Source organism: Euzebyales bacterium (assembly GCA_035461305.1).
Taxonomy (GTDB): domain Bacteria; phylum Actinomycetota; class Nitriliruptoria; order Euzebyales; family JAHELV01; genus JAHELV01.
The window spans coordinates 1-2380 of record DATHVN010000167.1; the positions used below are offsets into that span (position 1 = coordinate 1).

Below are 2380 nucleotides of genomic sequence, written 5' to 3' on the forward strand. Positions count from 1 at the left end.
CCGGCGCCTACCGCGCGGCTGCACCGATCGCGCACCTGCCGCTGCGCGTCCCGCAGATGGTCGTGCACGGCATCGAGGACGCACACGTTCCCCCGACCCAGAGCGACGCGTACGTGTGGGCCGCCGCCACGGCGGGCGAGACCATCGATCTGATGGCGACACCCGGCGCCGACCACTTCGCGGTCATCGATCCCACCACGTCGGCGTGGGCCGCGACGGCCACGGCGATCAGCGATCGGGTCCCGGTCGAGCGCACGTCGGACGACTGACCCACCCGATCAGGTCCGCACCGACACGTCCGAGGACGTTGACAGCCATTGCGAACGTCGTGTTCACCGGTCCACACGACGGCCTGATCGTGGCCGTCGGCGGCCCGCTGAGGTGTTCCGCCAGGTCTCGCCTGACGTCCAGCCGTCAGGGCCACGGGTTGCGGCGACCCGTGCCGGCTCGGCTCAGCCGGGTGCGGTCACCGAATTGCGGAGGACCGGGGGACAGTGCTCCAAGCGCAGCTCGGGTTTGTCGGCATCCTCGACACCGTCGATCCGGTCGAGGAGCCGGTTGACGGCCCAGCGCCCCATGGCCTCGTGTGGCAGGGCGATCGTCGTGAGCGGCGGATCGAACGCGTTGGCGACATCGGCCTGGCGCAGCGGTGGGACCGGCAGTGCGCGGCGGTACGTCGCACCGAGGACGAGCCCGTCGACCCGGCGGTCCAGCAGGTTGTCCAGCGCCTCGTGCTCGTGCGTCGCCTCGCCACCGGTGTTGGCCATCAACAGCATCCGGCCACGCTCCCAGGCGCCGATGCGACCAGACCGCCCTCGCGCGTCGAACAGCCCGTGTAGAACATGACCCAGCGGTCGCCGTCGGCGACGACCGATCCAGATCGCCCTGGTCGTCCCATGCGCCCACCGGCCCCGGCCCCAGCGCGTCACCGACGACCTCCCACATCCGCAGGTCGGGGGACACGGCGTGGCCGACCATCGCCGACCAGTGGCGCAGGTCCGGATCGCCGAGCGACCGGGGGTGCCTGCAGGTAGAACAGGTACGCTCGCTGACCGTCGAAGGCGTGCCACGAGTCCCACACCCAGCGTCGGGCAGGCGGAGGTTCCAGCGACTGCTCGACCGGTGCACCCTGGATGACGTCGTCGAGCGTCCGAGGCGAACGTCGACGTCACGGTCGGGTAGGCCGGCGTCACCGGCCGGGGGTGCGCGGCGTCGGGTGCAGCCTGCAACTGCTCGACGAACAGCCGCAGCTCTCCGCCCTCGGCATGCACGTCGGACGGCTCGAGGCGCTGGTCGTCGCCGGGATCGCGCCGTTGACCTCGGTGATCGACAGGATCACGTCATCGCTGACCAGGTACTCGATGACCGCCATCGCCGCGTCGGCGCCGGTCTCGGAGTTCCCCAACGCCCACGCCCACGATCCCATGCCGGTGCGCGACCCGTTGCCGAAGTCGGGAAGCGGCAACAGCATGAGGTCGTCGCCGGCTGCCTCCTTGTACGGCGCATACATCCAGTGGCTGGTCCACGATGGGCGCGCGCTTCTGCAGGAAGTTCGAGTCGTCGGCGGCGTCGCGGTCGACCAAGCCGTCCTGCACCCACCTCTGGAACGTCTCCAGCGCCGCGACGGCCTCGGGGCTGTTGAGCACGCCGTCGGCGGTCGCCTCGCCCTCGGTGTCCACCAGGCCGGCACCCGCCGACCACAGGATGGGCGCGAACGCGTAGCTGAACGACTCGCCCTGCGAGCCGTACCAGAACTTCGGGTCGAGCGGATGCTCGTAGCCTGCGTCCTTGAGGTCGCGCAGGATCTGCTCGAACTCCTCGGCCGTCCAGGCGTCTTCGTAGCTCGACGGGATCCGCGCCCCGACCTCCTCCAAGCGCGGACGCCACGCCCACAGACCCAACCCGGAGTCCTGGCTGCCGATGCCCCACAGCTCGTCGGCGTAGGTGCCCTGCTCGACGATCGACGGCAGCAGCCGGTCGCGCAGGTTGTCGGGGACGCACTCCCCATGGGCTTGTGCGCCCGCGCCCAGTTGCTCGACCACCAGTCCGTCAGGGTCGGCGGGACCCGCCCATGACCGGTGCTAGGGTCCCAGCGGTGCCCGCCCGAGGCACCGGACGGAGGCACGCGTGCGGGTGGCACAGGCCGTCGCGCAGACGTTGGCGGCACTGGGGGTCGAGCACCTCTTCGGTGTGATCGGCAGCGGCAACTTCGACGTGGCCACCGCGCTGCACGCCGCACGTGTCCGGTTCGTCCATGCACGCCACGAGTGCGCCGCGGTGTGCATGGCCGACGGCTACGCGCGAGTGTCTGGCAGGGTCGGCGTCGCCACCTGCCACCAGGGACCCGGGCTCACCAACGCGCTGACGGGGCTGACCGAGG

Annotated in this window: 4 protein-coding genes; 2 read left to right on the top strand and 2 right to left on the bottom strand. The window is 71.1% G+C overall.

Features of this window, described 5'->3' with window-relative positions; genetic code table 11:
* A partial coding sequence (locus tag VK923_15920) for a prolyl oligopeptidase family serine peptidase (protein HSJ46162.1) occupies positions 1-269 on the top strand: 269 nt, incomplete at its 5' end.
* Positions 270-452: 183 nt separating this feature from the next.
* On the opposite strand, the gene VK923_15925 is transcribed toward VK923_15920, so the two are convergent.
* Together VK923_15925 and VK923_15930 are read right to left on the bottom strand one after the other, a co-directional pair.
* Complete coding sequence (locus VK923_15925; protein HSJ46163.1) at positions 453-776, bottom strand: substrate-binding domain-containing protein; 324 nt, start codon at positions 774-776, stop codon at positions 453-455.
* Positions 777-1340: 564 nt separating this feature from the next.
* Positions 1341-2042, bottom strand: a complete 702-nt coding sequence (locus tag VK923_15930) for a hypothetical protein (protein ID HSJ46164.1) — start codon at positions 2040-2042, stop codon at positions 1341-1343.
* An 85-nt stretch (positions 2043-2127) separates the two neighbouring features.
* Here VK923_15930 and VK923_15935 point away from each other — a divergent pair.
* Positions 2128-2380: thiamine pyrophosphate-binding protein (locus tag VK923_15935; GenBank protein HSJ46165.1), on the top strand; the 253-nt coding region annotated here is incomplete at its 3' end.

Bases quoted from the DNA above. Each gene is read 5' to 3' on its own strand.
- VK923_15925 (HSJ46163.1), bottom strand. From the start codon at position 776: ATGCTGTTGATGGCCAACACCGGTGGCGAGGCGACGCACGAGCACGAG.